At 64.4% G+C, this 20912-nt stretch carries 19 protein-coding genes; 11 read left to right on the forward strand and 8 right to left on the reverse strand.

Annotation, left to right across the window (positions count from 1 at the left end):
* The first annotated feature begins 473 nt into the window (after window positions 1-473).
* Together hslV and hslU are read left to right on the forward strand one after the other, a co-directional pair.
* Window positions 474-1010 carry an ATP-dependent protease subunit HslV gene (gene hslV / locus P3T42_RS29100; RefSeq protein ID WP_074301083.1) on the forward strand — a complete coding sequence of 179 codons (537 nt, stop codon included), beginning with the start codon at window positions 474-476 and terminating at the stop codon, window positions 1008-1010.
* 9 nt (window positions 1011-1019) lie between these two features.
* A complete protein-coding gene (gene hslU, locus P3T42_RS29105; protein ID WP_074301084.1) occupies window positions 1020-2366 on the forward strand; it encodes an ATP-dependent protease ATPase subunit HslU in 1347 nt (448 codons plus the stop codon).
* Between the two features lie 191 nt (window positions 2367-2557).
* Here the strand turns inward: hslU and P3T42_RS29110 are convergent, their stop codons facing one another.
* Together P3T42_RS29110 and P3T42_RS29115 are read right to left on the reverse strand one after the other, a co-directional pair.
* Window positions 2558-3100 carry a response regulator transcription factor gene (locus P3T42_RS29110; protein ID WP_074301085.1) on the reverse strand — a complete coding sequence of 181 codons (543 nt, stop codon included), beginning with the start codon at window positions 3098-3100 and terminating at the stop codon, window positions 2558-2560.
* Window positions 3097-4407 (reverse strand): ATP-binding protein, encoded by a 1311-nt coding sequence (locus P3T42_RS29115; RefSeq protein WP_429307999.1) that lies wholly within the window; start codon window positions 4405-4407, stop codon window positions 3097-3099. The genes P3T42_RS29110 and P3T42_RS29115 overlap by 4 nt, the downstream gene beginning before the upstream one ends.
* 102 nt (window positions 4408-4509) lie before the next feature.
* Between P3T42_RS29115 and P3T42_RS29120 the strand changes: the two genes are divergently transcribed.
* Window positions 4510-6144 (forward strand): hypothetical protein, encoded by a 1635-nt coding sequence (locus P3T42_RS29120; RefSeq protein ID WP_429308000.1) that lies wholly within the window; start codon window positions 4510-4512, stop codon window positions 6142-6144.
* 131 nt (window positions 6145-6275) lie between these two features.
* On the opposite strand, the gene P3T42_RS29125 is transcribed toward P3T42_RS29120, so the two are convergent.
* Window positions 6276-6506, reverse strand: coding sequence for a cysteine-rich CWC family protein (locus P3T42_RS29125; protein ID WP_074301088.1), 231 nt, complete (start codon window positions 6504-6506; stop codon window positions 6276-6278).
* 280 nt (window positions 6507-6786) lie between these two features.
* Here P3T42_RS29125 and argB point away from each other — a divergent pair, with 280 nt between their 5' ends.
* The 7 genes from argB to P3T42_RS29160 all read left to right on the forward strand — a co-directional run bounded on the left by argB (window position 6787) and on the right by P3T42_RS29160 (window position 14138).
* Window positions 6787-7686 carry an acetylglutamate kinase gene (gene argB, locus P3T42_RS29130; protein WP_074301089.1) on the forward strand — a complete coding sequence of 300 codons (900 nt, stop codon included), beginning with the start codon at window positions 6787-6789 and terminating at the stop codon, window positions 7684-7686.
* Window positions 7687-7923: 237 nt separating this feature from the next.
* Window positions 7924-8724, forward strand: coding sequence for a pyrimidine 5'-nucleotidase (locus tag P3T42_RS29135; RefSeq protein ID WP_429308001.1), 801 nt, complete (start codon window positions 7924-7926; stop codon window positions 8722-8724).
* Window positions 8691-9377: a nucleoid occlusion factor SlmA gene (slmA, locus tag P3T42_RS29140; RefSeq protein WP_074301091.1), complete on the forward strand. Its 687-nt coding sequence runs from the start codon at window positions 8691-8693 to the stop codon at window positions 9375-9377. The genes P3T42_RS29135 and slmA overlap by 34 nt, the downstream gene beginning before the upstream one ends.
* Window positions 9378-9746: 369 nt before the next feature.
* Entirely contained in the window at window positions 9747-10892 is a 1146-nt protein-coding gene (metX, locus tag P3T42_RS29145; RefSeq protein ID WP_074301092.1) for a homoserine O-succinyltransferase MetX, read from the forward strand.
* On the forward strand, window positions 10889-11497 hold the full coding sequence (gene metW / locus P3T42_RS29150) for a methionine biosynthesis protein MetW (protein ID WP_074301093.1): 609 nt from the start codon (window positions 10889-10891) through the stop codon (window positions 11495-11497). Before metX ends, metW begins: the two co-directional genes overlap by 4 nt.
* A 14-nt stretch (window positions 11498-11511) precedes the next feature.
* Window positions 11512-12906: an AmpG family muropeptide MFS transporter gene (locus P3T42_RS29155; protein ID WP_429308002.1), complete on the forward strand. Its 1395-nt coding sequence runs from the start codon at window positions 11512-11514 to the stop codon at window positions 12904-12906.
* A gap of 47 nt (window positions 12907-12953) precedes the next feature.
* The gene (locus P3T42_RS29160) at window positions 12954-14138 is read left to right on the forward strand and encodes a M48 family metallopeptidase (RefSeq protein WP_429308093.1); all 1185 of its coding nucleotides are present in this window, start codon (window positions 12954-12956) and stop codon (window positions 14136-14138) included.
* Between the two features lie 42 nt (window positions 14139-14180).
* Here the strand turns inward: P3T42_RS29160 and P3T42_RS29165 are convergent, their stop codons facing one another.
* The 5 genes from P3T42_RS29165 to gatC form a co-directional block, all read right to left on the reverse strand.
* Window positions 14181-14960: an exodeoxyribonuclease III gene (locus tag P3T42_RS29165; protein ID WP_074301095.1), complete on the reverse strand. Its 780-nt coding sequence runs from the start codon at window positions 14958-14960 to the stop codon at window positions 14181-14183.
* A 79-nt stretch (window positions 14961-15039) separates the two neighbouring features.
* Window positions 15040-15879, reverse strand: coding sequence for a PPK2 family polyphosphate kinase (locus tag P3T42_RS29170; protein WP_074301096.1), 840 nt, complete (start codon window positions 15877-15879; stop codon window positions 15040-15042).
* A gap of 149 nt (window positions 15880-16028) precedes the next feature.
* Window positions 16029-17504, reverse strand: coding sequence for an Asp-tRNA(Asn)/Glu-tRNA(Gln) amidotransferase subunit GatB (gene gatB / locus P3T42_RS29175; RefSeq protein ID WP_429308003.1), 1476 nt, complete (start codon window positions 17502-17504; stop codon window positions 16029-16031).
* 4 nt (window positions 17505-17508) lie between these two features.
* A complete protein-coding gene (gatA, locus tag P3T42_RS29180; protein ID WP_429308004.1) occupies window positions 17509-18999 on the reverse strand; it encodes an Asp-tRNA(Asn)/Glu-tRNA(Gln) amidotransferase subunit GatA in 1491 nt (496 codons plus the stop codon).
* Between the two features lie 62 nt (window positions 19000-19061).
* Window positions 19062-19361, reverse strand: coding sequence for an Asp-tRNA(Asn)/Glu-tRNA(Gln) amidotransferase subunit GatC (gatC, locus tag P3T42_RS29185; protein WP_074301099.1), 300 nt, complete (start codon window positions 19359-19361; stop codon window positions 19062-19064).
* A 384-nt stretch (window positions 19362-19745) separates the two neighbouring features.
* On the opposite strand from gatC, the gene P3T42_RS29190 reads away from it, so the two are divergent.
* Window positions 19746-20789, forward strand: coding sequence for a rod shape-determining protein (locus P3T42_RS29190; protein ID WP_004189550.1), 1044 nt, complete (start codon window positions 19746-19748; stop codon window positions 20787-20789).
* Window positions 20790-20912: the final 123 nt, after the last annotated feature.

A 20912-nucleotide genomic window follows, 5' to 3' on the forward strand; every position in this document is an offset into this window, starting at 1 on the left:
GCCTGCGGCGCGGCCTACGGCCCGCCCTGACACGCTGCTTCGTTGAGAGGCGCACGGTGAGCTGTGCGCCTTTTTCTTTGCGGCCAGTGGGGGCTGGCGCCCGGCGTCCCGCTTTACGCCGCATACCCGCCCCGCCTGTGCCCCGGTCACCAGCATCTTTTACCGCTCCGGGCACCGCGCCCGCCGCGCACCAGTCATTTGGTCGCCGCGGCTCCCATCCCCTCGCGTCCTACCCCGTCTCTGCCGCTTTTTTCCGGCGTTTTTCCGCCCTATGCCGTTCGGCTGGCTCTTGATATGACAGCGCCCGCCCTAAAATAAACCCGACATGCGTCGTACGAGCGCGCGGGCCGCCCTTTGCTGGCTTGACGTCGCGCGCCGTGCGCTCTATCGGCTTCAGGCGGTAGCGCCCGGCGCATCGGCGCGATGGCGTGCGAGCGCTGCCGCGTCCTACCCGTTTTGCAAAAGGAACGCATATGGAGCAATTTCACGGCACGACGATCGTATCCGTGCGCCGCGGCGACAAGGTAGCCCTCGGGGGCGACGGACAGGTCACGCTGGGCAACATCGTCATGAAGGGCGGTGCCAAAAAAGTCCGGCGCATCTATAACGGCCAGGTGCTGGTCGGCTTCGCCGGCGGCACAGCCGACGCCTTTTCGCTGCTCGACCGCTTCGAAGCCAAACTTGAAAAACACCAGGGCAACCTGACCCGCTCGGCCGTCGAGCTTGCCAAAGACTGGCGCACCGACCGCATGCTGCGCCGGCTCGAAGCCATGCTGATCGCGGCCGACGCGCACACCACCCTCGTCATCACCGGCAACGGCGACGTGCTGGACCCGGAAGGCGGCATCTGCGCAATCGGCTCGGGCGGCGCGTATGCGCAGGCGGCGGCCAAAGCGCTCGCCGACAACACGGAGCTGTCGCCGCGCGAGATCGTCGAGAAGTCGCTGCAGATTGCCGGCGACATGTGCATCTACACGAATCACAACCGCGTTATCGAGACGATCGAGTAAGGACCCACGATGAGCACCATGACCCCTGCCGAGATCGTCTCGGAACTCGACAAGCACATCATCGGCCAAGGCCGCGCGAAGAAAGCGGTCGCGGTGGCGCTGCGCAACCGCTGGCGCCGTCAGCAGGTGGGCGAGCCGCTGCGCCAGGAAATCACGCCGAAGAACATTCTGATGATCGGACCGACGGGCGTCGGCAAGACGGAAATCGCGCGGCGTCTCGCCAAGCTCGCTGACGCACCGTTCATCAAGATCGAAGCCACCAAGTTCACCGAAGTGGGTTACGTGGGCCGCGACGTGGACAGCATCGTGCGCGACCTGATCGAAATTTCGGTGAAGCAGACCCGCGAAACGGAAATGCGCAAGGTGCGCACCAAGGCTGAAGACCAGGCCGAAGACCGCATTCTCGAGATCCTGCTGCCGAGCGCGCGGCCGGTCGGATTCGGCGCCAGCTCGAGCCCCGCCGACACCGTCGACGAAGGCAGCACGACCCGCCAGACCTTCCGCAAGCGGCTGCGCGAAGGCCTGCTCGACGACAAGGAAATCGAGCTCGACGTCGAGCAGCCGCAAGCGGGCATGGACATCATGGGTCCTCCGGGCATGGAAGACATGACCGAGCAGATCCGGTCGATGTTCGCCAATCTCGGCGGCGGCAAGAAGACCCGCCGCAAGCTCAAGGTGAAGGAAGCGTTGAAGCTGCTGACCGACGAGGAAGCGTCGAAGATGCTCAACGACGAGGAAGTGAAAACCAAGGCGGTGCAGAACGTCGAGCAGAACGGCATCGTGTTTCTCGATGAAATCGACAAGATCGCCTCGCGCAGCGAAGCCGGCGGCGGTGAGGTCTCACGTCAGGGAGTGCAGCGCGATTTGCTGCCGCTCGTCGAAGGCACGACGATCAATACCAAGTACGGGATGGTCAAGACCGATCACATCCTGTTTATCGCCAGCGGGGCGTTTCATCTCGCGAAGCCGAGCGATCTGATCCCCGAGCTGCAGGGCCGCTTCCCGATTCGCGTCGAGCTGGATTCGCTGTCCGTGAACGACTTCGAATCGATCCTCGTCTCCACCGACGCGAGCCTCGTGAAGCAATACCAGGCATTGCTCGCCACGGAAGATGTGCATCTCGACTTCGCCGAAGACGGCATTCGCCGCCTGGCGGAGATCGCCTTCTCGGTGAACGAGAAGACCGAGAATATCGGTGCACGCCGGCTGTACACGGTGATCGAAAAGCTGCTCGAAGAAGTGTCGTTTGCGGCCGGCAATCATGCCGGCACCAACGTGCGGATCGATGCGGCCTATGTCGACCGCGCGCTGAACGAAGTCGCGGATGACGAAGATCTGTCGCGCTACGTGCTGTAACGCCGCAGCGCTTGCAGGACGGCTTTGCGCTTTGCGCATGATGTGCCTGGCGGACCTCCGCTCCGGCAAAAGCGCAACGCAATAAAAGACGGGCGGTCTCTCGCGAGGCCGCCCGTTTTTCATTGAAGCGGTGTGACCATGGGCGACGCATCGCCCATGGCTGCACTGACTGACTACTCGCGCGGCAACGCCTACTGCTTCACCGGCCGTTTCGCCAGCTTGCGTTGCAACGTGCGCCGGTGCATGTTCAACGCACGAGCGGTCGCGGAAATATTGCCGCCATGCTCGGCCAGCACCCGCTGGATGTGCTCCCATTCGAGGCGCGCCACCGAAAGCGGCGTGGGATGCTCGATTGCCTCCTCCGCCTGCAGCGCACTCGCTTCGCTTTGGAGTGCCGAGAGAATTGTCTCCACGTTGGCCGGCTTGGCCAGATAGTTATCGGCGCCGTCCTTCACCGCCTGAACAGCCGTCGCGATACTCGCATAACCGGTCAGCACCAGCATCCGCGCGTCCGGTTGCAGTTCGCGCAGCGGCGCCACCAGCGTGAGGCCCGAATCGTTGCCCAGGTGCAAGTCCACCGTGATCTGGCCGAACTTCTGCTGATTCGCGAGCTTGATCGCTTCCTCGGCGTTATGCGCTTCGGCCACCGTAAAACCGCGCCGCGTCAGACCGCGCGCGAGGATGCCGGAGAACACTTCGTCGTCGTCGATCACCAGAAAATTCATGTCGCTCATGCCTGTTTCTCCGTATTGGATGGCGCGGCGCCTGTAGGGCCCACACCGGATGATTGTCGACCCGCCACGGGCAGCCGCAGCACTGCACGCGTGCCGCGCGGTCTGGTCCCCTTGACGTCGGTCAGCTCGATCGAACCGCGAAGCCGTGCCGCCGCCGAAAACGCCAGATACAGGCCCACGCCATGGCCGCCTTGGGTACTGTCGACCGGCATCGCCCCAAGCGAGCCGCGCAACGACGCCGGAATACCCGGCCCGGCGTCGCAAACTTCAAATTCGATCCGCTCGTCCTGCTGCGACAGCGTGGCCGCCAGCGTCACGTGATCACGGCTCGCTCGCGCTGCATTGTCCAGCAGGATCGTGAGAATCTGGCTGACCGCGACCGTATCGTCAAGGTCGACTCCGGCCGGCGGCGTACCCAGGCGCTCGAATTTGACGTGCGGATGGCGCAAACGCCACTGCTGCGCGAACGACTCGAGCCATTCGCCGACCGGCTGCCGGCTCCCGGGCGTCGATGCGCGCGAGCGTAGGCGTGCCAGCGCCGACGTGCACAGCGTCATCTGCTGCTCGAGCAATTCCAGGTCGGCGCTATAGGGGGCAAGGCCCGCGTCGCTGCGCGCCGCATCGCGCAACTCTTCGGACAGCATAGCAATGGTCGACAACGGCGTACCGATCTCGTGGGCGACCGTCGCCGCCTGCACGCCGAGGGCCACCGCGCGTTCGTCGCGCAGCAGGCGTTGCTGGGCGTCGCCGAGCGCTGCGTCACGTTGACGCAGCGCTCGCGACATCCGAGCGACGAACCATGCAATCAGGCCGACACTCACCGTGAAGTTCACCCACATGCCGGCGCGGTAGTAGTCGAACAGGTTGGCGGGATTGTCGAGATTCAGCGGCACGGAATCGAACCCGAGCACGGCATAGCAGGCCACCGCGAAACCGGCGAGCCACAACATCAGGTGCCACGGCAGCACGGCGGCGGCGATCGCCAGCGAGGGCAGATAAAGCGAGACGAACGGATTGGTCGTGCCGCCCGAGAGAAACAGCAGTGCCGACAGCGCGCCGAGATCGACCCAGAGTTGGCCGAACAATTCGAGATTGGACTCGGGCCGCTGCTTCGAGACGCGCAGCCAGGTGAGGCCGTTGAATACCGTTTCGAGGCCGATGACGAGCAGCATGGCCGGCAGCGGCAAATGCACGCCGACAAAGGTCTGCACGACCGCGATGGTCACCAGTTGGCCGATAATCGCGAGACTGCGCAGCCAGAACAGATGTCCCAGGTTGACCCGGCCGGTGTTGGTTATACGATGCATGACGCCAGTTTACCTGTTCGGAGTTGTCCGACCCACTGCATTGGGGTTCGACGGTACCATCGACCGCTTGACAAAAAATCGCGACAGCGCCTGGACCGATTCATGCCACCTATGATTTCCGACTCCGGCCACCCTGCGTGGCCCGTGTTTCTCACTTTCCTGCAGCGTGCCGCGCTGGCACAGCGGAACGGCCGGGCCGAAGCGCGCGCTATCTGGCTCGAAGCCGCGGCGCTCCTGCAAGCCGTCGACCACGACGCGACCGAGCGCATCACCCGCGGTTTGCTTGAGCAACGCCGGCATGAGGACGCCGTCGCATTCGCCGCCATTATTGCGCAACTGCGGCCCGATGAAGCCATCGCCAGCTTCCGCCTCGGCTACGCGCTGCAGTTGGCGAACCGGCACCGCGACGCACTCGCGCCGTATCGCCATGCGCTCGCTCTCGATCCACAACTGCCGCAACTGCGCACCAATCTGGCTGGCGCGCTCTCGCTTGCCGGAGGCGACCTCACCGAGCAGGTCGCGCTGCTGGAAAGCGCGCTCCAGGCCGACCCGCTCGACAGCAACGCCTGGACCAATCTCGCCCAGGCGAGCCGCTTCGCGATGGACTTGCCGCGCGCGCTGGAAGCGGGCGCCCGCGCCGTCGAACTGGCGCCCGACAGCCCTCTCGCGCTGAACAACTATGCGCTGGCGCTCAAGGAAGCGCAACGCTGGGACGAGGCCGTCGGGCACACGCAAGCCGCCTGCGAGCACGCCCCTGGCGACCCCACGATGCGCTCGAACCTGGCGATGCTGCAGCTCGTGCGTGGCGACTACGTCAATGGCTGGCCGGCTCACGAAGCGCGCTGGCAGGGTTCTCAGGAACTGGGCGGCAACCGGCCGGCAATGCCGGCGCCGCAATGGCAGGGCGAGCCGCTCGCCGGCAAGACACTGCTGGTGTGGGGCGAACAAGGCATGGGCGATCTCCTGCAGTGCTGCCGCTACATCCCACTGCTGGCGGCGCGCGTGCATGCGCAAGGGGGCCGTGTCGTCTGGAACTCGTTCCCGCAGATGGGGGCGCTTCTCGCGCGCAGCCTCGGCGGCCACGTGGACGATTACTCGGCGGGCGGCGGCGTCGAGACGCTGCCCCCATTCGACTACGAGATCCCGCTGATGAGCGTGCCGCTCGTGCTCGGCACGCTCGACGACACCCTTCCCGGCACGGTGCCCTACCTGCAGCCGGATGCCGCCGCCAGCGCCGCCTGGCAGGCGCGCCTCGCCGGCGAAAAGCGGCTCAAGGTGGGACTGGCGTGGACCGGCAGCCTCAATCACCAGCGCAATCCGTTCCGGGCGGTGGGCTGGGAGCGCTTTGCAACGGCCTTTCGTGGCATCGGCGGCGCGGCGTTCTATTCGCTGCAGCCGGGCGCCACGGCCGATGTGGCCGCCGCGCAAACAGCCGGCCTGCCGATGGCCGATTACACCGCCGAGCTGAAAAGTTTCGACGACACCGCGGCCTTCGTCAGCGCGCTCGATCTGGTGATTACGGTCTGCACCTCGGTCGCCCACCTGAGTGGCGCGATCGGCCAGCGCACCTGGGTGCTGCTCGACGTCAATCCGCACTGGACATGGCTGCTGGAACGGCGCGACAACCCGTGGTATCCCACCGCGACGCTGTACCGCCAGCGCCAGTTCGGCGAGTGGGCGCCGGTGCTGGACGAGGTGACGCGGGATCTGGCGGCGCTCGCCGGTCAACCTTGGTAGGGCCGAGCGGTACATGGTGCCGCGTTAGTGCCAGCAACGAAGCACGCGACGCGCCGACCGGCATAGGCAAAGCGCAGGCAAACTCGCGCCGGGCCTCGTGCCCCTCAGGCCCTTCACGTCCCTTAAGCCCCTCAGCCCGCTTCACCCCCAACCACACGTCCCGCCTGCACGCGGGCAATCTCAGCCGCAAGGCACTCCGGGCACAGGCAGCGGCCGCCCGGCTCCAGCCGGTCTGCGGGCAACGCCGGCATCGCCTTGCACCAGCAGTCGAACGGCTGCCCGTGCATGGCGCAGTCGAACACGCTGGCGCAGCGCGGGCAGCGCGCGCTCGTCGCATGCGTCGGGTCAACGGGCGGATTCATGGCACATCCCGAATGAGTTACCGGACATCCGGTCAGGAAATAATGCCACGTCTGGCGAGCCGCCTGAAAGCGCGGTCTCGCCGCCGGCGGCACACCCCTGCAAATACCCCGCAAATGCCCTCGGAACCGCCTCCAAAGTGGCGTGCGCGCAACGTCCATTGCGCAGTGCGGAAGCGCGACGGCGCTCGTCGCCGGAACGCATATGGAAAACCCTGTTGCAGCGCGCCAGTCCTGTACAATTCGCCGTGTTTCAACTGTTCCGTGCCTGAGCCCTGCCGCCATGTCCGAAATTCCCGACCTTTCGCAGATCGCCCCCACCCTGAAGGCTGAAATTCTGGCCGAGGCGCTGCCTTATATTCGCCAGTATCACGGCAAGACCGTGGTCATCAAATACGGCGGCAACGCAATGACCGAGGAGCGTCTGAAGCAAGGCTTCGCGCGCGACGTCATTCTGCTGAAGCTGGTCGGTATCAATCCGGTCATCGTGCACGGCGGCGGTCCCCAGATCGACCAGGCGCTCAAGAAGATCGGCAAGCAGGGCACCTTCATCCAGGGCATGCGCGTCACGGACGAAGAGACGATGGAAGTCGTCGAATGGGTGCTCGGCGGCGAAGTCCAGCAGGACATCGTCACGCTGATCAATCACTTCGGCGGTCACGCCGTGGGTCTCACCGGCAAGGACGGCGGCCTGATCCACGCCCGCAAGATGCTGATGCCGGATCGCGAGAACCCCGGCCAGTATGTCGACATCGGCCAGGTCGGCGAAGTCGAGGCGATCAACCCGGCGGTCGTGAAGGCACTGCAGGACGACGCGTTCATTCCGGTGATCTCGCCGATCGGCTTCGGCGAAGACGGCCTGTCGTACAACATCAACGCGGATCTGGTCGCGGGCAAGCTGGCGGTCGTGCTGAACGCCGAAAAGCTCGTCATGATGACCAACATCCCCGGCGTGATGGACAAGGAAGGCAATCTGCTGACCGACCTGTCCGCGCGCGAGATCGACTCGCTGTTCGCCGACGGCACCATCTCCGGCGGCATGCTGCCGAAGATCTCCTCCGCGCTTGACGCGGCGAAGAGCGGCGTGCGCTCGGTGCACATCATCGACGGCCGTATCGAACACTCGGTACTGCTGGAAATCCTGACCGAACAGCCGTTCGGCACGATGATCCGCTCGCACTAAGCATGTTTGGCCAGGCAGCGCGTCCCGTGGATGAGCTGCCTGTTTCGCCTGGCAGGCTACCGCCTGGCGCTTCGCTTGACCTCACCGCAGCAGTCTCGACATCAGGCGCCAGGCCCCGCATCCGCCGTGGCGCCCTGCCCTTCCCTTTTTCTCCCGCCGCACGCATGATGGACCGCAGGCCACCGCTCGTTCATTGCAAACCGCGGCGGCACGAACCCGGTCCGGTTTCCCGTCATCATGCGCACCTTCCCCTCGAGCCACGCTAAACGCCGCCGGCCCCACATCGCAGGCGGCAGTCCGGTGTGGCTGTTCGATCTCGACAACACGCTGCACCACGCATCGCACTCGATCTTTCCGCAGATCAACCGGGCGATGACGCAGTACATCATCGACACCCTGCAGGTGGACCGCGACGAAGCCAACCGCATGCGCGTCGGCTACACCGAACGCTACGGCGCGACGCTGCTCGGTCTCGCCCGTCACACCCCGATCGACCCGCATGACTTCCTGAAGGTCGTGCACACCTTCGCCGACCTGCCGTCGATGGTACACAGCGAACGCGGCCTCGCCCGCCTGGTCGCCGCCCTGCCCGGCCGCAAGATCGTGCTGACCAACGCCCCGGAACAATACGCGCGGGCGGTGCTGGCCGAACTGCGCGTCGAGCGGCTGTTCGAGCGCGTGATCGCCATCGAACACATGCGCGACCGGCGCGGCTGGCGCGCCAAGCCCGACGCCGGCATGCTGCGCCGGGCAATGCGCGACGCCCACGTGCCGCTGGCGGACGCCATCCTGGTCGAAGACACGCGCTCGCATCTGAAGAACTACCGCAGGCTCGGCATCCGCACCGTGTGGATCGTCGGTCATCTGCCGGGCCACACGGGCGCCGGCGGCATTCCGGGCCGCTTGCCGGGCACGGGCCGGCCGCACTATGTCGACAAGCGCATCCGTTCGTTAAAATCACTCCGATTGGGCACCCGCTCAGTGCGACTGAAGGGACGACAGACATGCAACCGATTCACAAGCATGACGAAGCCGTAACCGAAGAACCGCCAGCCACGGGCAGTACCCGCGCGGCCCGCCTGAAACCGGGCGAACGCCGCGTGCACATCCTCCAGACTCTCGCCACCATGCTGGAGGCGCCGAAGAACGAGAAGATCACCACCGCGGCGCTCGCCGCGCGGCTCGGCGTCTCGGAAGCCGCGCTGTACCGGCATTTCGCCAGCAAGGCGCAAATGTTCGAAGCCCTGATCGAATTCATCGAGCAATCCATCTTCGGGCTGATCAACCAGATCGCAACGAAAGAGCCCAATGGCGTGCTGCAGGCACGAACCATCGCCTTGATGCTGCTCAACTTTTCCGCGAAAAATCCCGGCATGACGCGCGTGCTGACCTGCGAGGCGCTGGTGGGCGAGCATGAACGGCTAACCGAGCGCGTCAACCAGATGCTCGAACGGGTCGAAGCGTCGCTCAAGCAATGCCTGCGGCTCGCCCTGATGGACGCCAATGTGCAGAGCGAGGCACACGCGCACAATCCGGCAACCGTGCCGCTGCCGGCCGACTACGACCCCGCCGTGCGGGCTAACCTGCTGCTCAGCTATATCGTCGGGCGCTGGCACCGCTATGTGCGCAGCGGCTTTGCCCGCAATCCGGCCGAACATGCCGACGCTCAGTTAAGACTGATTCTTCAGTAGTCCAAGGCAGTCGTACGCATCGCGCAGGTGGCGGCACGTCGTGTCGAAACTCCGAATACCAAGGTAAGCGCTGAGCGGGACGCCCTTGCGTTCGCACACGGCGTGCGCAGCGGCGGTTCACGCACCGGGCCGCGCCCCGGCGCGCCCGGCGTTGCCACGCCGAATTTTCCGCTATACTTTGCGCCTGACTGTTGTCACCAACGGTCGTAGACGCGCCGATTTGCTGACTCGATTGCGGGCGCGCGAACCTGCCGGAATTCCATCCGGCGGTTCACTATAAATGCGGCTAAAGAGGTCGTCAGCCGCGCACATCGTCCTTTTCCGTGCCTTGCCGACACCATTTAGCCGTCCCTGTTGAAGGCGGAATGAATGGATTCAATCGGTATCGTCGCTCCCCAGAAAATGCATTTCTCCGAGCCGCTGCTCATGCAGAACGGCAGCTCGTTGGCCGGTTTCGACCTGATGGTGGAAACCTACGGCACGCTCAACGCTGCGCGCAGCAATGCCGTGCTGGTCTGTCACGCGCTGAACGCCTCGCACCATGTGGCGGGCGTCTATGCGGACGACCCGAAGAATGTCGGCTGGTGGGACAACATGGTGGGCCCGGGCAAGCCGCTCGACACGAACAGGTTCTTCGTCATTGGCGTGAACAACCTCGGTTCGTGTTTCGGCTCGACCGGTCCGATGAGCCTCAATCCCGCCACGGGCGTTCCGTACGGCGCGAGCTTCCCGGTCGTCACCGTGGAAGACTGGGTGAACGCGCAGACGCGCGTCGCCGACGCGTTCGGCATCGAGCGTTTCGCCGCGGTGATGGGCGGCAGCCTCGGCGGCATGCAGGCGCTCGCGTGGAGCATGATGTATCCGGAGCGCGTCGGCCATTGCATCGTGGTGGCATCCACGCCGAAGCTGTCCGCGCAGAACATCGCGTTCAACGAGGTGGCGCGCTCGGCGATCCTCTCCGATCCCGACTTCCACGGCGGCAACTACTACGCGCATGGCGTAAAGCCGAAGCGCGGGCTGCGCGTGGCGCGCATGATCGGCCACATCACGTATCTGTCGGACGACGACATGGCGGAGAAATTCGGCCGCTCGCTGCGTCGCGCGGAAGGCGCCGTCGATGCCTACAACTTCAACTTCGACGTCGAATTCGAAGTGGAATCGTATCTGCGCTATCAGGGCGACAAGTTCGCCGATTACTTCGACGCCAACACCTATCTGCTGATCACGCGCGCGCTCGACTATTTCGATCCGGCCAAGGCCTTCGACGGCGACCTGACGAAAGCCGTCGCCCACACCACGGCCAAATACCTGATCGCCAGCTTCACGACCGACTGGCGTTTTGCGCCAGCACGCTCGCGCGAACTGGTGAAGGCGCTGCTCGATCACAAACGCACGGTGACCTACGCGGAAATCGACGCGCCGCACGGCCACGACGCCTTCCTGCTCGACGACGCGCGTTATCACAACCTGATGCGCGCCTATTACGAACGTATTGCCACCGAGGTGAACGCATGAACCAGCGCGCTCTCGATTATCTTGCGCTGCGCCCCGACTTCCGCGCCATCGCCCGCTGGGTCGAACCGCGCGCGACGGTGCTCGATCTGGGCTGCGGCGACGGCTCGCTGCTCTCGACGCTGACCGAGGAGCTCGAAGTGTCGGGCTACGGCATCGAGATCAACGACGCCGGAGTGCTGGCCGCCACGAAGAACGGCGTGAACGTGATCCAGCAGAATCTCGAAGACGGCCTGCGCCTGTTCGAAGACGGCAGTTTCGACTTCGCCATCCTCTCGCAGACACTGCAGACCATCCACCAGACCGCCGCGATCCTGCGCGAGACGGTGCGGGTCGGCAAGGAGTGCATCGTCTCGTTCCCGAACTTCGGCTACTGGGCCCACCGGCTTTCGGTCTTGCGAGGCCGCATGCCGGTGTCGAAATCGCTGCCGTATCAGTGGCACAACACGCCGAACGTGCGGGTGCTGACCATCAAGGATTTCGAGGCGCTGGCGCCGGAGGTGGGCATCGAGATTCTCGACCGGGTCGTGCTGCATGGCGGCCAGGCGGTGCGGTGGGGGGTGAACTGGCGTGGTAGTCTTGCGGTCTATCGCGTCAAGAAAAGCTAACGCCACTCACCCAAATGTCGAACCCGCCGCACGAGGCGCCCGCACTTACCGCTCACGTCGAACACACCGGCTGGCGCGCGTTTCTCAACACGCACATGCTGATCTGCGTCTTTCTCGGCTTTACGTCGGGATTGCCGCTCTTCACGCTCGTCTATCTGGTGCAGGCATGGCTGCGGTCCGAAGGCGTCAATCTGAAGGAAATCGGCCTGTTTGCGCTGATCCAGTTTCCCTATACGTGGAAATTCGTCTGGGCGCCGCTGATGGACCGCTACGTGCCGCGCCTGCCGGGCTGGCGGCCGGGACGCCGGCGCGGCTGGATGCTGGTCACGCAAGTCCTGGTGGCCGGCGCGATCGCCGCGCTCGGTTTCGTGTCGCCGCGCGATTCGATCTGGACGGTCGCGGCGCTCACCGCGCTGGTGGCGTTTTTCGGCGCCAGCCAGGACATTTCCATTGATGCCTACCGGCGCGAGTTGCTCACCGATACCGAGCAGGGTCTCGGCAACGCGGTGCATGTCAACGCTTACAAGATTGCGGCGCTGGTGCCGGGCTCGCTCGCACTGATTCTGTCCGACCATTTGCCGTGGACCACCGTCTTCATGGTGACGGCCGCGTTCATGGTGCCGGGCATGATCATGACGCTCGTGGTGCGCGAACCGAAGGTGCACGGCGCGCCGCCGCGCAACCTGCGTGAAGCGATCGTCGAACCGTTCCGCGAATTCATCCTGCGCGACGGCTGGCGCGGCGCACTGTTCGTGCTCGGCTTTATCTTCCTGTACAAGCTCGGCGACACGATGGCGACCAACCTGTCGACGTCGTTCTTTCTGGACATCGGCTACTCGCGCACGCAGATCGGCGTGATCGCCAAGACCACCGCGTTCGGCGCGAGCCTCGCGGGGGGCATCGTCGGCGGACTCTGGATGATGCGCATCGGCATCGGCCGCGGGCTGTGGGTGTTCGGCGTGCTGCAGATGGTGTCGACGCTCGGCTTTGCCTGGCTTGCGCATCTCGGACCGGCGTCGCCGGGACTCACGGCCATCTACGATTTCGCCGTGTTCGCGAGCCACGCCGTGACGCGGCTGCTGTCCGTGTTCGGCATCGATTGGACGGTGCAGCTTGATCCACGCTCGGTGGCGCTTGCGCTCGTCTACGGCCTCGAAACCTTTGCGACCGGCCTGACGATGGCGGCATTCACCGCGTACATCGCCAGTACCACCGATCCGCGCTACACCGCCACCCAGTTCGCGCTCTTCACGAGTCTTGCTTCGGTGCCGCGCACGCTGGCCTCTGCGGCAAGCGGCTACGTGGTCGCGCAGATCGGCTGGTTCGACTACTTCCTCGCCTGTACCGCACTGGCGCTGCCCGGCATGCTGCTGTTGCTGCGCATCGCGCCGTGGAGGCTGCGGTCGTGAGCGGGCCTGCGGCACGGCACAAGGCCGCTGCGAAACCGCCCCACGGGATCGCGGCCGCCGCGCGTCGCGCACTGCGTGCGGCGCTCGCGTTGCTCTGCGCGGGCAGTGTGCTTGCGGCGCCATGGAGCGCCTACGCGAGCGCAATGCCTGCCGCGCAGGCGAGCAGCGCGGCCACGCCGGCGAGCGCGCCGGCCGCGAAGTCGGCACCGGCCGCGGCGCCGGCTGCAGCGCCTGCCGAAAGCCCCTCTGCCGCGACATCAGGCTCTGCGAGTGCAGCGAGCGGAGCCAGCGCCGGCAGCACGCCCGTCGCCCCCTCCAGCCCGACCGCACCGCAGAGTCCATCCGCGACCACCGGACAGCCGCCACACACCGCCAACCAGGCCGCAGCGCCGTCCGTGCCGCCGCCCTACTCGCCGCCCCCTCAGCAACTGCATTTCGGCAGCTATGCGGTGTTCCGCAATCTGATTCCCTCACCGGCACTGGAAGCGCAGGCCGCCGACGAATTCGAACAGATCGTCTACGGCGCCCAGCACGCCGACCGCCTCTACCCCGCCAGCGACGCACGGGTGATCCGCGCGCGCTCGATCGTCGACAAGCTGATTCCCTATTCGCTGAAGTGGAACGAACGGGCGAAGAACTGGAAGTGGACCATCGCGGTGATCCGTTCGCCGGATATCCGCATGTACTGTCTGCCGGGCGGCAAGATCGTGATCTACAGCGGCATCCTCGATCGCGTGCGTCTGAACGACAACGAACTGGCCATGCTGCTCGGCCACGAGATCGCCCATGCGCTGCGCGAGCACGCCCGCGAGCGTCTCGGCGAACAGCAGGCGGCGCAACTCGATTCGTCCGGCACGATTCCGCAGTTATTCGGGCTGGCCGATCTGGGCGCGACGGTGCTCGGCATCGGCTCGCAACTGCTCGAGATGAAGTACACGCCCACCGACGAAACTGAAGCCGACGTGATCGGCAGCGACATCGCCTCACGCGCAGGTTACGATCCGCGCGCCGCGATCACGCTGTGGGACAAGCTGGCGGCGGCGACGCACAGCAATCGCAATCAGGACTACATCTACGGCCATCCGTACACGGCCGCACGCCGTCAGGACATCGTGAAACGGCTGCCGGACATGCTGCAGCTGTACGCGAAAGCTATCGGCAAGACCGTCGACGAGCTGCCCGACTATGCGGGCATCGGCCGCCCGCGGCGCGTTCCGGTTCGCGGCGACTGAAGCGCTGAAGCACCCCGCGCAAGCGGGGCACCTGACGCCCGCTTACTTCTTGACCTTGTGGTCGTAGTCGACGGTCAACGGCGCGTGGTCGCTGAACTTGATGTCGCGGAACACGTCGGTGCGCTTCGCCTTGCCGGCAATACCTGCCGTGGCGATCTGATAATCGATCCGCCACCCGACGTTCTTCGCATACGCCTGACCGCGATTGCTCCACCACGTGTACTGCTCGGGCCGTTGATCGAGCGTACGGAACACGTCGACGTACCCCACTTCGTCGAACAGCCTGGTCAGCCACGCGCGCTCTTCCGGCAGGCAACCTGAATTTTTCTGGTTGCTCTTCCAGTTCTTGATGTCGATTTCCTTGTGGACGATGTTGACGTCGCCGCACACGATCACTTCGCGTTCCTGGCTCAGTTCGGCGAGATGCGGCATGAACTCGTCCATGAAGCGGAACTTGGCCTGCTGACGGTCTTCGCCGCTCGAACCGGACGGCACATACACCGACACCACCGAGAGCTTGCCGAAACGCAGTTCGACATAGCGTCCTTCGGGATCGAACTCTTCGCTGCCGAAGCCGATCACCACCTCGTCCGGCTCATGACGCGTATACACCCCCGCGCCGCTATAGCCCTTCTTCACCGCATGCTGAAAGTAGCCGGTGAAGTTGTGCGGGGCGAGAAACTCGGGGGTCATGTCGTCCTGCGAGCATTTGATTTCCTGCACGCAGAGAATGTCCGCTTTCTGTTCGCCGAACCATTCGAAAAAGCCCTTCTTGGCCGCAGAGCGGATGCCGTTCAGGTTGGCGGTAATCACACGCAACATGTCGTTCCTTTATTGTTGATCCGTTGGGGGTTCATGGCTCAGGGTTCGACTCCATCCGGAGCGGAAACCATGGCTCACGTCATTCGACTTTCACGCCCTTGAGCGATTCCTTCGCCGGCGGATACTCGAGCTTCAGGCCTTCGAAGCTGCGCAGCAGCAACTCGGCGACCATCACGTTGCGATGGGTCTTCGAGTCGGCCGGGATGATGTACCACGGCGCGTAGGGCGTCGAGGTCGCCGCCAGCGCGTCGTGATACGCCGTCTGATACTGATCCCACTGTTTGCGCGCCTCCAGATCCGAGACGTCGAACTTCCAGTGCTTGGTGGGATCGTCAATGCGAGCCTGCAGACGCGCACGCTGCGCATCCTTCGAAATGTGCAGCATGCATTTGATGATGGTCGTGCCGTTCTCCGCCAGCATCGCTTCGAAATCGCGAATCTGCCGGTAACGCTGCTCGCAGGTAGCCTTGTCCAGTTGACCCAGCACGACCGGCACCAGCACGTCCTCATACTGACTGCGGTTGAACACCGTCAGTTCGCCGGCCGCCGGCACCTGCGAATGCACGCGCCACAGGAAGTCGTGCGCCTGTTCGACAGGCGTCGGCGCCTTGAACGGCACAATGCGCAAGCCGAGCGGATCGACGTCGTGGAACACCGCGCGCACCGTACCGTCCTTGCCGCTCGTATCCATGCCCTGCAGCACCAGCAGCACGCGCTGTAAACGCTGGGCATGCAGGCGCTCCTGCAACGCGTCCAGCTCAGCACCGATTGCCGCCAGACGGTCGCGATCGCCGTCCTTCGTGCCTGTTGAAAACGGCTTCGCGGCCGGGTCGAAATCGGCGAGCGCGAATTTTGCGATCTTCTTGCCGTCGTCGAAATACGGCACGCGGAAATCGTCGAGTTCCGGCTTTTTTGCCATACGTTGGCTCCCATGTTCGCCACGTCTGCTACAAGCGCGCTGCAGCAAAACGAAACGGGCCGCTGCCCTACTTTCGTCCGGCAACAGCCCGTTAGTACCGAAGCCGCGCGCTTATACATGCACGCGCAACGGCCACTCCATCACTTCGTTCAGGACAGCTTTTTCTTCAGCAGTTCGTTGACCTGCTGCGGATTCGCTTTGCCCTTGGTGGCCTTCATCGCCTGGCCGATCAGCGCGTTAAACGCCTTTTCCTTGCCGGCGCGGAATTCCTCGACCGACTTCTGGTTGGCCGCAAGCACCTCGTCGATGATCGCTTCCAGCTCGCCCGTGTCGGAGATCTGCTTGAGCCCCTTCGCTTCGATGATACGGTCGGCCGCGGCTTCGTCGGTGGCCTTTTCGTCCCAGATCGCCACGAAGATTTCCTTCGCGATCTTGTTCGAAATCGTGCCGTCCGCGATGCGTTGCAGCAGCAGCGCCAACTGCGTTGCGGAGACCGGGCTGTCGGCGATGTCGAGACCTTCGCGGTTCAACAGCGACGACACTTCGCCCATCATCCAGTTCGCCGCGACCTTCGCCTGCGCCGCGCCGAGCTTCGCCACCAGCGCTTCGTAGTACGCGGCCATCGCCTTGCTCGAGGTCAGCACGACCGCGTCATAAGGCGTGAGGCCGTACTGGTCCACGAGGCGCTGCTGGATCGCGACGGGCAGTTCGGGCATTTCGGCCTTCACGCGCTCGACCCATTCCCGCTCGATCACCAGCGGCATCAGATCCGGGTCCGGGAAATAGCGGTAATCGTGCGCGTCTTCCTTGCTGCGCATGGAACGCGTCTCGCGCTTGTCCGGATCGTAGAGACGCGTTTCCTGCACCACCGTGCCGCCGTCTTCGATCAGTTCGATCTGACGGCGCACTTCGTACTGGATCGCCTCTTCGAGGAAGCGGAACGAGTTCAGGTTCTTGATCTCGGCACGCGTGCCAAACTCCGCTTGCCCAACCGGCCGCACCGACACGTTCGCATCGCAGCGGAACGAGCCTTCCTGCATGTTGCCGTCGCAGATGCCAAGCCACGTGACGAGCGTATGCAGCGTCTTCGCATAGGCCACCGCTTCGGCGGCGCTGCGCATTTCCGGCTCGGTGACGATTTCGAGCAGCGGCGTGCCGGCGCGGTTCAGGTCGATGCCCGTCATGCCCGCGAAGTCTTCGTGCAGCGACTTGCCGGCGTCTTCTTCAAGGTGAGCGCGCGTCAGGTTGATGGTCTTGACGTACGCTTCCTTGCCGGCTTTCTCGTTGGCCGGCACCTGGATCGTGACCGTGCCGCCTTGCACCACCGGAATTTCGTACTGGCTGATCTGATAGCCCTTCGGCAGATCGGGGTAGAAATAATTCTTGCGGGCGAAGATGCTGCGTGGCGCGATAGTCGCACCGATGGCAAGGCCGAATTCAATCGCGCGCTGCACGGCGCCGCGGTTCATCACCGGCAGCGAGCCCGGCAAAGCGAGGTCCACGGGGCAGGCTTGCGTGTTGGGTTCGGCACCGAACTGCGTGGCGGCGCCCGAGAAAATCTTCGAGACGGTCGACAGTTGCGTGTGCGTCTCGAGACCGATCACGACTTCCCATTGTTTGGTCATGTGTTCACACTCCTGCCGGTGCCTGGCGATGCCAGCCGGTTGCGCGCTGGAACGCATCCGCAACCTGCAGCATGCGAGCTTCGTTGAAATAGTTGCCGATGATCTGCAGACCGACCGGACGCTGCGCATTCGCGCCCGCGCCGAAGCCGCACGGCACGCTCATGCCGGGCAAGCCGGCGAGGCTCACCGACAGCGTGTAGATATCGGCGAGATACATCTGCACCGGATCGTCGCCCTTCGCCCCCAGGTCCCACGCCACCGACGGCGCCACCGGCCCCATGATCACGTCGCACTGCTTGAACGCCTGCTGGAAGTCGTTCGCGATGATGCGGCGAATCTTCTGCGCCTGCAGGTAGTACGCGTCGTAGTAGCCGTGCGACAGCACGTAGGCGCCCACCAGAATGCGGCGCTTCACTTCCGGGCCGAAGCCTTCGGCGCGCGACTTCTTGTACATGTCGAGCAGATCGCGGTACTCGGCGGCACGGTGGCCGTAGCGCACGCCGTCGAAACGCGACAGGTTCGACGAGGCTTCCGCCGGGGCGATCACGTAGTACACGGGGATCGACAGCTCGGTTTTCGGCAGCATGACCTCGACCAGCGTAGCGCCGAGGGCTTCGTATTGCTTCAGTGCAGCATCGATGGCGGCGCGCACGTCGTCGGCGAGGCCTGCGCCGAAGTATTCCTTCGGCAGGCCGATGCGCAGGCCGGCGAGCGGCCTGGCCGCCGCGCCGTCGGCGGACCAGCTCTGGCCGAGATAGCGCGTGTAGTCTTCGTCGTCGCGCACGAGGCTGGTCGAATCGCGCTCGTCGAAACCGTGCATGGCGTTGAGCAGCAGCGCGCAGTCCGAGGCGCTCTGCGCCATCGGGCCGCCCTGATCGAGCGACGAGGCGAACGCGATCATGCCGTAGCGCGACACGCGGCCATACGTGGGCTTGATGCCCGTAATGCCCGAGAACGAGGCCGGCTGGCGGATCGAGCCGCCGGTATCCGTACCGGTTGCAGCGGGCGCGAGACGCGCGGCCACGGCCGCGGCGGAACCGCCCGACGAACCGCCGGGCACGGCCTTCGTGTCCCACGGGTTCTGCACCGGGCCGAAGTACGAGTTCTCATTGGACGAGCCCATCGCGAACTCGTCCATGTTGGTCTTGCCGACGCACACCATGCCGGCGCGCTTCAGACGCTCGACCACCGTTGCGTCGAACGGGCTCGTGTAATTGGCGAGCATCTTCGAGCCGGCGGTGGCGCGCCAGCCACGCGTCACGAACACGTCCTTGTGGGCGATCGGCAGGCCGACCAGCGGACCGGCGTGGCCGGTGTGAAGCAACGCGTCGGCGGCTTTGGCCTGCTCGAGCGTCAGATCGGCGTCGACCTGCACGAAGGCGTTCAGGCTTTTGGCTGCGTCGATCCGCTTCAGATAGAGCTGCGCCAGTTCGACTGCGGAGCATTCCTTCGCAGCGAGGGCGGCACGCAGTTCGGTCAAGCTTTTTTCATGCATTGCGTTTTTCCTGAAGAACGGGACGCGCAGCCCCCTGGGCACTGCGCGCCGGATCCATATTCTTATTCAATGACCTTCGGCACCAGGTACAGCCCGTCCTGCACGGCAGGCGCAGGGCGCTGGAATTCGTCGCGCTGCACGATTTCCGTCACGGCGTCTTCGCGCAGACGCAGTGCAACATCTTCGATCTGCTCGATCGGATGGGCGAGCGGTTCAATGCCCTTGGTGTCGACGGCCTGCATCTGCTCGACAAGGCCGAAAAAATCATTGAGCTGGGCGAGCGTATGCTCAGCTTCGGCGTCGGCCAGTTCGAGCCGCGCAAGATGCGCGATGCGCTTAACATCGGTCAGGGTCAGAGCCATGCAGTCACCGGAAAATGTGGTGGACCGTCACAGGGTGGGAAAAACAATGCTGTGACAGCGGGTTACGACACTGGAGGAGCCCCTCGAAAAAGGGGCCAGCGGAGGCAAAAAGTGCCATCCGTTTCCTTCAAATCATTCAAAATTATAAGGTATCATTACGCGTTCGACCCAAACCCGGACCGACTTACCAAGGGCTTTCTGGTCATTTGCAGCAAATGATCCAGAGATAGATGCCTGACCATGTTCCGGCCTCCGGTAGATTCCCTCGCAGCTTCAAGCCTCTGTGGCGCAGCATCCGCCCGGTTGAAGCTGTTATTTTTTCCGCTGCCGCCCTGCGCATTCGGTGCGATGCGAGGCCAGGCCCCAAGCGAGACAGGATTTTGAATGTTCGGTTTTTTGCGCAGCTACTTCTCCAACGATCTGGCGATTGACCTCGGAACCGCCAACACGCTCATCTACATGCGTGGCAAAGGTATCGTTCTCGACGAACCGTCAGTGGTGTCGATCCGCCAGGAAGGCGGTCCCAACGGCAAGAAGACCATCCAGGCAGTCGGCAAGGAAGCCAAGCAGATGCTTGGCAAGGTGCCCGGTAACATCGAGGCCATCCGCCCGATGAAAGACGGCGTGATCGCCGACTTCACCGTCACTGAGCAGATGATCAAGCAGTTCATCAAGACAGCTCACGAATCGCGCATGTTCTCGCCGTCGCCGCGCATCATCATCTGCGTGCCGTGCGGCTCCACCCAGGTGGAACGCCGCGCCATCAAGGAAGCGGCTCACGGCGCAGGCGCCTCGCAGGTTTACCTCATCGAAGAACCCATGGCCGCCGCAATCGGCGCCGGCCTGCCGGTGTCGGAAGCCACCGGCTCGATGGTGGTCGACATCGGCGGCGGCACCACGGAAGTCGGCGTGATCTCGCTCGGCGGCATCGTGTACAAAGGCTCGGTGCGCGTCGGCGGCGACAAGTTCGACGAAGCCATCGTCAACTACATCCGCCGTAACTACGGCATGCTGATCGGCGAACAAACCGCTGAAGCGATCAAGAAGGAAATCGGCTCCGCGTTCCCGGGCTCGGAAGTCAAGGAAATGGAAGTGAAGGGCCGCAACCTGTCGGAAGGCATTCCGCGCAGCTTCACGATCTCCAGCAACGAAATCCTCGAAGCCCTCACCGATCCGCTGAACCAGATCGTGTCGTCGGTGAAGATCGCACTCGAACAGACGCCGCCGGAACTCGGCGCGGACATCGCCGAGCGCGGCATGATGTTGACGGGCGGCGGCGCACTGCTGCGCGACCTGGATCGTCTGCTCGCCGAAGAAACCGGCTTGCCGGTGCTCGTCGCCGAAGACCCGCTGACGTGCGTCGTGCGCGGCTCGGGCATGGCGCTCGAGCGCATGGACAAGCTCGGCAGCATCTTCTCGTACGAGTAAGCGAGAGCTTATCTCCATGTCAGCAGCGCGGATCGGACGGCCAGCCTTCTTCGGGGTGGCCTGTCTTGGGCTGGTTCATCCAGCTGCCGCGCGCTGAGTACGCGTTTCCGCGCCGAAGTCAGA

The organism is Paraburkholderia sp. GAS38, from assembly GCF_050434965.1.
GTDB lineage: Bacteria > Pseudomonadota > Gammaproteobacteria > Burkholderiales > Burkholderiaceae > Paraburkholderia > Paraburkholderia phenazinium_A.

Excerpts from the sequence above, each read along its gene's own strand:
- hslV (WP_074301083.1), top strand. The coding sequence starts at position 474 with ATGGAGCAATTTCACGGCACGACGATCGTATCCGTGCGCCGCGGCGAC.
- hslU (WP_074301084.1), top strand. The coding sequence starts at position 1,020 with ATGAGCACCATGACCCCTGCCGAGATCGTCTCGGAACTCGACAAGCAC.
- P3T42_RS29110 (WP_074301085.1), bottom strand. The coding sequence starts at position 3,100 with ATGAGCGACATGAATTTTCTGGTGATCGACGACGACGAAGTGTTCTCC.
- P3T42_RS29115 (WP_429307999.1), bottom strand. The coding sequence starts at position 4,407 with ATGCATCGTATAACCAACACCGGCCGGGTCAACCTGGGACATCTGTTC.
- P3T42_RS29120 (WP_429308000.1), top strand. The coding sequence starts at position 4,510 with ATGCCACCTATGATTTCCGACTCCGGCCACCCTGCGTGGCCCGTGTTT.
- P3T42_RS29125 (WP_074301088.1), bottom strand. The coding sequence starts at position 6,506 with ATGAATCCGCCCGTTGACCCGACGCATGCGACGAGCGCGCGCTGCCCG.
- argB (WP_074301089.1), top strand. The coding sequence starts at position 6,787 with ATGTCCGAAATTCCCGACCTTTCGCAGATCGCCCCCACCCTGAAGGCT.
- P3T42_RS29135 (WP_429308001.1), top strand. The coding sequence starts at position 7,924 with ATGCGCACCTTCCCCTCGAGCCACGCTAAACGCCGCCGGCCCCACATC.
- slmA (WP_074301091.1), top strand. The coding sequence starts at position 8,691 with ATGCAACCGATTCACAAGCATGACGAAGCCGTAACCGAAGAACCGCCA.
- metX (WP_074301092.1), top strand. The coding sequence starts at position 9,747 with ATGGATTCAATCGGTATCGTCGCTCCCCAGAAAATGCATTTCTCCGAG.
- metW (WP_074301093.1), top strand. The coding sequence starts at position 10,889 with ATGAACCAGCGCGCTCTCGATTATCTTGCGCTGCGCCCCGACTTCCGC.
- P3T42_RS29155 (WP_429308002.1), top strand. The coding sequence starts at position 11,512 with ATGTCGAACCCGCCGCACGAGGCGCCCGCACTTACCGCTCACGTCGAA.
- P3T42_RS29165 (WP_074301095.1), bottom strand. The coding sequence starts at position 14,960 with ATGTTGCGTGTGATTACCGCCAACCTGAACGGCATCCGCTCTGCGGCC.
- P3T42_RS29170 (WP_074301096.1), bottom strand. The coding sequence starts at position 15,879 with ATGGCAAAAAAGCCGGAACTCGACGATTTCCGCGTGCCGTATTTCGAC.
- gatB (WP_429308003.1), bottom strand. The coding sequence starts at position 17,504 with ATGACCAAACAATGGGAAGTCGTGATCGGTCTCGAGACGCACACGCAA.
- gatA (WP_429308004.1), bottom strand. The coding sequence starts at position 18,999 with ATGCATGAAAAAAGCTTGACCGAACTGCGTGCCGCCCTCGCTGCGAAG.
- gatC (WP_074301099.1), bottom strand. The coding sequence starts at position 19,361 with ATGGCTCTGACCCTGACCGATGTTAAGCGCATCGCGCATCTTGCGCGG.
- P3T42_RS29190 (WP_004189550.1), top strand. The coding sequence starts at position 19,746 with ATGTTCGGTTTTTTGCGCAGCTACTTCTCCAACGATCTGGCGATTGAC.